This is a genomic window from Corynebacterium amycolatum SK46 (genome assembly GCF_000173655.1).
Taxonomy (GTDB): domain Bacteria; phylum Actinomycetota; class Actinomycetes; order Mycobacteriales; family Mycobacteriaceae; genus Corynebacterium; species Corynebacterium amycolatum_A.
Window position 1 is genome coordinate 36,672 of record NZ_ABZU01000018.1, and the last position, 6,610, is coordinate 43,281.

The 6,610-nt window shown below is 59.9% G+C and carries 6 protein-coding genes; 5 read left to right on the top strand and 1 reads right to left on the bottom strand.

All coding sequences use genetic code 11. The features are described 5' to 3' along the window. Positions 1-2 precede the first annotated feature (2 nt). Complete coding sequence (locus CORAM0001_RS09650) at positions 3-818, top strand: MBL fold metallo-hydrolase (protein WP_005511689.1); 816 nt, start codon at positions 3-5, stop codon at positions 816-818. 712 nt (positions 819-1,530) lie between these two features. Here the strand turns inward: CORAM0001_RS09650 and glxR are convergent. Next, a complete protein-coding gene (glxR, locus tag CORAM0001_RS09655) occupies positions 1,531-2,214 on the bottom strand; it encodes a CRP-like cAMP-activated global transcriptional regulator GlxR (RefSeq protein ID WP_005511668.1) in 684 nt (227 codons plus the stop codon). Between the two features lie 608 nt (positions 2,215-2,822). Between glxR and nth the strand changes: the two genes are divergently transcribed. From nth to CORAM0001_RS09675, 4 genes are read left to right on the top strand one after another with little or no spacing between them, the layout of a single operon-like run. After that, positions 2,823-3,650, top strand: coding sequence for an endonuclease III (gene nth / locus CORAM0001_RS09660; RefSeq protein WP_425265869.1), 828 nt, complete (start codon positions 2,823-2,825; stop codon positions 3,648-3,650). Positions 3,651-3,666: 16 nt separating this feature from the next. Next, entirely contained in the window at positions 3,667-4,425 is a 759-nt protein-coding gene (locus CORAM0001_RS09665; RefSeq protein WP_005511662.1) for a TlpA family protein disulfide reductase, read from the top strand. Further along, positions 4,422-5,282, top strand: a complete 861-nt coding sequence (locus CORAM0001_RS09670) for an NUDIX hydrolase (RefSeq protein ID WP_005511686.1) — start codon at positions 4,422-4,424, stop codon at positions 5,280-5,282. The genes CORAM0001_RS09665 and CORAM0001_RS09670 overlap by 4 nt, the downstream gene beginning before the upstream one ends. Next, on the top strand, positions 5,279-6,475 hold the full coding sequence (locus tag CORAM0001_RS09675; protein ID WP_005511677.1) for a MarP family serine protease: 1,197 nt from the start codon (positions 5,279-5,281) through the stop codon (positions 6,473-6,475). Before CORAM0001_RS09670 ends, CORAM0001_RS09675 begins: the two co-directional genes overlap by 4 nt. Positions 6,476-6,610: the final 135 nt, after the last annotated feature.

Sequence of the window (6,610 nt, forward strand, 5' to 3'; positions counted from 1 at the left end):
ACATGGAGCATCCTGCGTATAGCCAACTGCGTCAGATTTCTCAGTCTGTGGGCGTCGTTCTGTGCCCGAACCCCAGCTACTCTTCGCTGGAGGGTACGAACTCCTACGTTATTAAGGCTGAGGGGGATAGCCGCAGCATTGTCATCGATCCGGGTCCGGAGGACGAGGGACACCTGAACGTCCTCCAGCGTTATGCCGGCGACGTTGCGTTGATTCTGCTGACGCACCGTCATGGCGACCATGCTGATGGCGCCGCACGTTTCCGCCAGCTCACCGGCGCGCCGATTCGTGAGCTGGAGTCTCAGTACTGCGCGGGAGGTCAGGATCCGCTTGTCGACGGCGAACGTATCGTCCTCGACGGAGTGACTCCACAGATTGAGGTCGTGGCAACCCCTGGTCACACCGCTGATTCCGTCTGCTTCTTCATCCACACTGGTGATGGCGAGGACGATGTTGAGGGCATCGTTACCGGTGACACAATCGCTGGCCGCCACACCACTATGATCTCGGAGACCGACGGCGACCTGGGTAAGTACATGGAAACCCTGAAAATGCTGGATTCGCGTGGCAAGGGTGTTCGTCTGCTGCCTGGTCATGGTGCTGACCTGCCGGACATCACTGTAATGACGCAGAAGTACATTGAGCGTCGTAAGTTGCGCCTGCAGCAGGTGAAGGATGCCGTTGCCAAGCTGGGCGACGAAGCTACGGTCGACCAGATTGTGGATGAGATTTACACCGATGTCGATCCGGTGCTGCGTCATGCTGCTGAGCAGTCGACGCGTGTGACCCTGCGCTACCTGCGCGATCACGGGGAGTAGTTGCTGGGCTTTGGCTTCGGTTTTGGCTTCGGCTTTGGCCGGTTGCTGGGCTGGGCTTAATTGAGACTTGGCTGAAGCTGAGCTTGAGTCGGGCTTGGGCTGAGCTTGAGTCGGGCTTGAGTCGCCGCATGAAAAGAGCGTGTGACCTGCAGTTTTGTGGGTTGCGCGCTTTTTGTTTTTGCTGGGGTGGGTTTGGTCTAGTGCTGGTTGGGGTGGGGCTAGTGCTGGTTGGGGTGGGGCTAGTGCTGGTTGGGGTGGCATGGCCTCGTCGGGGCCAGCTCAATCACTTATCGATGAGGTATCCACTTGTCGATGAGCTATAGCGCACGCATAAGTGAACAGCGCATCGACAAGTGATTGATACGGGGAGAAATCGGTGAATGGTGCATCGATAGGTGCCGGGAAAGCGTCGATAAGTGGCAGAAAAAGCGGGAAGCATCGATAAGTGAGCCAAGCTTGGCCATAATTCGGCCGGTGGGGTGGGGCCAGTATGCCAGCCCAGCATGCCAGGTCAGCATGCCAGGCCAGCATGCCAGGCCAGCGGGGAAGACAACAAAAATCCCGCGAGCCTCATGCGTTTCATGTGCTCCTACGGGAACCGAGGAACCAAAAGCAGAGGCTGCGGGATGTGAGTCGTTGGGCAGCGCCACAAGCTAACGTGCGCAACAAGCTAACAAGCTAACAAGCTAACAAGCGCCACAGGCGCCACAAGCTAGCGTGCGCGTCGAGCCAAACGCTCCGTATCGGAGATGAGCACGGACTTGCCCTCAAGGCGGATCCAGCCGCGGTGGGCGAACTCTGCCAGAGCCTTGTTAACGGTCTCTCGGGAGGCACCGACGAGCTGTGCGATTTCCTCCTGAGTCAGGTCGTGGTTCACACGGAGAGCAGAACCTTCCTGAACACCGAAACGATTAGCCAGCTGAAGCAGGGACTTGGCTACGCGACCTGGGACGTCGGTGAAGATGAGATCGGCCAGCGAATTGTTGGTGCGGCGCAGACGGCGGGCTAGCATGCGCAACAGCTGAGCTGGAACATCAGGGTGTGAACCAACCCATTCCTGCAGCTGATCGGCGCTCATGGACGCGGCGGAAACCTCAGTGACGCAGACCGCCGAGGAGGTGCGCGGGCCCGGATCGAAGATGGAGAGCTCGCCGAACATGTCGGACGGGCCCATGATGGTCAACAGGTTTTCACGACCGTCGGCTGAGCGACGAGCCAGCTTCACCTTGCCATCAATAATGATGTAGAGCCGATCGCCCGGCTCACCCTCATTGAAGATGGTGGTTCCACGCGGGAAGCGAACCGTCTCGAGCTCACCGAGCAGGGCCTGCACAGCCTCCTGGTCAACTCCCTGAAATACACCGGCCCGGGAGAGAATCTCCTTGACGTCATCCACGGTAAAATTCTCCTGTCTTGGGCCACTAACCACCGTAAATACAGGCCAGCAGCCACCAAATTAACACTCGACTACAAATTGCAGTGGTCAAACAGGAAGAGAAACTGCCCCGTCCCACTACTTTCGGTCTTTCCCGGTAACGCCGCTGCCAGCTTTCAAGGCAGGTTCATCCCTGGACGAATTTCACGGCAAATCGCCACTACAGATGCATCCCAAAAACTACGCCGTCACCAAGATGTGATAAGCACCACTGTAGCAAAAGAGCCACTGCGACTGTGGGGAATTCTGGTGAAAAGCCGCTGAACTGTGTATTTCTAGCCAATAATCTGCTAACAGTGTTCTAAGTTGCGGTTGGGTATGACTTTTTTGGTTTTGACCGAATATGCCCGAGCCGCTACCGGTTTTATCCGCATCCCGGACGAATCTAAGGATTCGGCCCGCGAAAGGTGCACACGCGAATTGCAATCCGGGGTAGCCGATACACTACGACCATGGATACGACCGGCAAGGCATCGTCGTTAAGCAAGCACCAGTTAAGCACGCACCAGATCAGCAAACCCCAGCCCACGCACCCGCAGGGATCCCTGACATCGAAGAAGCGTCGGGCGGTGGGGGCGCATCCTGCGGCGCGGGGGAAGGAGACGCGCCTGGGTATGGTGCGGCGCGCGCGGCGGATTAATCGCACGCTGGCGGTGGCGTACCCGAATGCTCACTGTGAGCTGGACTTTCGTAATCCGTATGAGCTCGCGGTGGCGACGATTCTGTCGGCGCAGTGTACGGACGTGCGGGTGAATATGACTACGCCGGCGCTGTTCGCTAGGTACCCCAGCCCGGCCGATTTGGCGGTTGCGAACCAGGAAGAGGTCGAGGAGCTCGTTAGGCCGACAGGTTTCTATAGGAATAAGGCTGCGAACATCATCGGTTTTGCGCAGGGGGTGATGGAGCAGCACGGCGGCGAGGTCCCGGGCACGTTGGATGAGCTGGTGAAGCTGCCGGGCGTGGGGCGCAAGACCGCGAATGTGGTGCTGGGGAATGCTTTTGGGGTGCCGGGGTTGACGGTCGATACGCATTTTGGGCGTCTGGTGCGGCGCATGGGCCTCACAGAGCAGGAGGATCCGGTGCGCGTGGAGCACGAGATGATGGAGGTGCTGCCGCGCGCGGAATGGACGTGGTTCTCGCATCGCCTGATTTTCCACGGTCGCAGGGTGTGCCATTCGCGCCGGGCGGCATGCGGGGCGTGCTTCTTGGCGGCGGATTGCCCGTCGTATGGCGTCGCGGGTCCGGCGGAGCCGGAGACGGCGGAAAAGCTGATCAAGTCAGATGACAGGGAATGGCTTCTCTACCTGGCCGGTCTTAATGACGGCTACAGTGGGGAGGAACTTTCCGCGCTTGACGACGGGGATAGCGCGCGCAACACCACAGCGACACAGGACTAGTCGAGGAGCACTTTTCGTGAATGAGCAGGGCGGTCGTAGTCACAATGGTGGCCACTATGAGGATCGGCAGGCGGACGTTAACCGTTCGGCATCGCTGATTACTCTGCTCATCGCGGGAATTAGCATTGTGGGGCTGGTGGTTTTCGCGATTGTGAATACCACTGGTGGCAATGACGAGGCCGATGGTGGTGGGACCGGATCGGGTGTGAGTGTCGGTGCGGATGGCGCTGGCCGTGATGGCACTGGCCGTGATGGTGAAGTGGATGGTGCGCCGGCAGCACCAGCGATGTCGAAGGATGAGATCGCGGCGGTAGCGGGTAGTGGCTCGCTGGCTGGTGTGCGCTTGCCGCTGTTGGCGGAGTCGGGAGACCCGGCGGGCCAGGACAACGAGGCAGACCAAGCGGAACTGGTGGACATGGGGCAGGTCGTTGAGGGTAAGCCGACGGTGCTTAATGTCTGGGCGTGGAACTGTGCGCCGTGTCGCCAAGAGCTACCGCTTATTGAGCAATGGGCCAAGGACAATCCGGACGTGCAGGTGGCGACGGTGCATGCGGCTCGCGAGGCGGGGCGTGGCCAGGCCTTCCTGCAGGAAATCGGAGTAAAGCTACCGACCTACTCGGACATGGTCGACGTGGTCGGACCAGCGTTGAATCTACCGCGAGTTGTGCCCATCACCGTGGTGTTTAAGGCAGATGGCACGGTGGCGGCCATTCATCCTGGTGAATTCACCGATGCGCAGCAGATTACTGATCTCGTGCGAGGTGCATTGAAGTGACTCAGGGACAGTCGTGGAATCGCGACGCAAGCTCGGGGCTGTATCTGCCGAAGTGGTTGACCAACAGTTTGCCGCCGCACCTGGTCAGTGCTGATCATGACGCGGCGGGCCACGCCAGCAGCACCAGCCACGCCAGCAGCACCAGCCACTCGGAGCAGCAGGTGGCCGGTCGCTCCGCTTCGTCGTCAAGCGTGAAGCGCGCGTTTGCGAAGTTGCGGCGAGACTCCTCGACGCAGGAGAAACCGTTGCGGAATCCTGCGCGGTCGGCGGTGTTGGTGCTGCTCAGCGGTGATGCGGAGGCGCACCAGCGGCCGGAGGACGCCAGCGTGGTGCTTACACACAGGGCGACAACCCTGCGTAAGCATGCAGGCCAGATGGCTTTTCCGGGCGGTCGTGTCGATCCCGAGGACGTGGATGAAATCGATACCGCGCTGCGTGAAGCCGAGGAAGAAACCGGCCTGAACCGAGAGACGGTGACGCCGGTGCGGGTGCTGGACTCGATTGACATTTCGCGGACTGGCTTCGCGGTCAATCCGGTGTTGGCGTACTGGCATGCACCGCATCCGCTGCGTGTGGTCGACCCTGCAGAGACGGAATCGGTGCTCAATGTGCCAATTAGCCATCTCACGAATCCGGAGAACCGCATGATGCTGGGCTATCACGGCTGGACAGGACCGGCATTTAAGGTTGGTGACTTCGTCGTTTGGGGCTTTACCGGCGGCGTGCTGTCCTACTTGCTGGATGTGGCCGGCTGGTCGGAACCGTGGGACGACACCAACGTACAGAAACTTTTGCCGGTGCTCGCGCGTTCCGCTAATGGTGAAAAACTGTCCGTACTGAAGGGAGGCCGACGATGATGCCTGCAATCGCTGTGTTTGACGTTGCGCTGCTGGCGGTTTTCATTTTCGCGCTCGTCGTTGGCTGGCAGCAGGGCGCCGTTTCATCAATTATGGCCATTTTGGGCGTTGTCCTGGGCTTGGTTATTGGTGTGCCCTTGGCGCCGCTAGCTATGGCGCAGGTCGAGAACCAGTCGGGAAAGGTTCTTCTGGGCCTCGGCACGGTGATTTTATTCGCGCTGATTGGTCATGCGGTGGGAACAGTGGCAGGGCAGTCGCTGCGGAATACCATTCGCTCGCCGTTGGCCGTCGGCCTGGATTCGAGCCTCGGTGCCATCGTGCAGTCCGTGACGGCGCTGGTAGTGACGTGGATGATCGCCGTACCCCTGGCCACCGCCGTGCCCGGGCAGTTCGCCGACTGGGTGCGTGAGTCCAAGGGCATGAACCTCATTGACCAGGTCGCGCCCGACGAATGGAGCGACGGCTTCAGTGGCATCCTCCGTCAGCTCCGCGATGATGGAATGCCCGCCATCGCTCCGCCATTCGGCTACAAGCAGAACGTCCCCGATGAACCCGCCGACCCCAATGTGATTTCACAAGGTGTCGTCGACAGTATTCGACCGTCCATCGTCCGCGTCTTGGGGGAGGCCCCGCAGTGCGAACGCTTGCTGCAGGGCACGGGCTTTGTCATCGCGCCGGATTTGATTCTGACAAACGCGCACGTGGTCGCCGGCGCCGCCACTGTTCGGCTGGAAACCGTGGTCGGCATGGCTGACGCAAACGTCGTGCACTACGATCCGCTTGACGACGTCGCCCTGCTCCGAACCACCGACCTACCCCTGGAACCCATGCAGTGGGCGGACCAGGAAGCTCGTCTGGGCGATGACGCGGTAGTGCTGGGCTTTCCCGAGTCCGGGCCCTTTAAAGCCACGCCTGCGCGCGTGACGGAGAACATCATTATTCGAGGCCCGGATATTTATTCGTCGACTCGGCATGAGCGCCAGTCCTATGTTCTGAAGGCGGATGTGCGCCACGGTAACTCGGGCGGCCCTCTGATTACGCCGCAGGGGCAGATCCTGGGCTTGGTATTCGGTGCCGGTGTGAACAATGACCAGACTGGTTACGCGCTGACGCACGCCGAGGTCCAGCCACACATTGATGAGGCGATGGATAACTACGGGGCGATCAGCACGCAAGAGTGCGTGGCGGGGTAGGAGCCAGGGAGCCTATGTTTTTTCAAGCTTGAATCGGAATTTCTAAGTGAAACTCTTGGTGGCTAGTTCATTCACATCAGGGGGCGTTTTAATTGCTCTCAGGGGCCTGTCTAGGGGTGTTTCGCAGTTGTTCCT

Excerpts from the sequence above, each read along its gene's own strand:
- CORAM0001_RS09650 (WP_005511689.1), top strand. The coding sequence starts at position 3 with ATGGAGCATCCTGCGTATAGCCAACTGCGTCAGATTTCTCAGTCTGTG.
- CORAM0001_RS09675 (WP_005511677.1), top strand. The coding sequence starts at position 5,279 with ATGATGCCTGCAATCGCTGTGTTTGACGTTGCGCTGCTGGCGGTTTTC.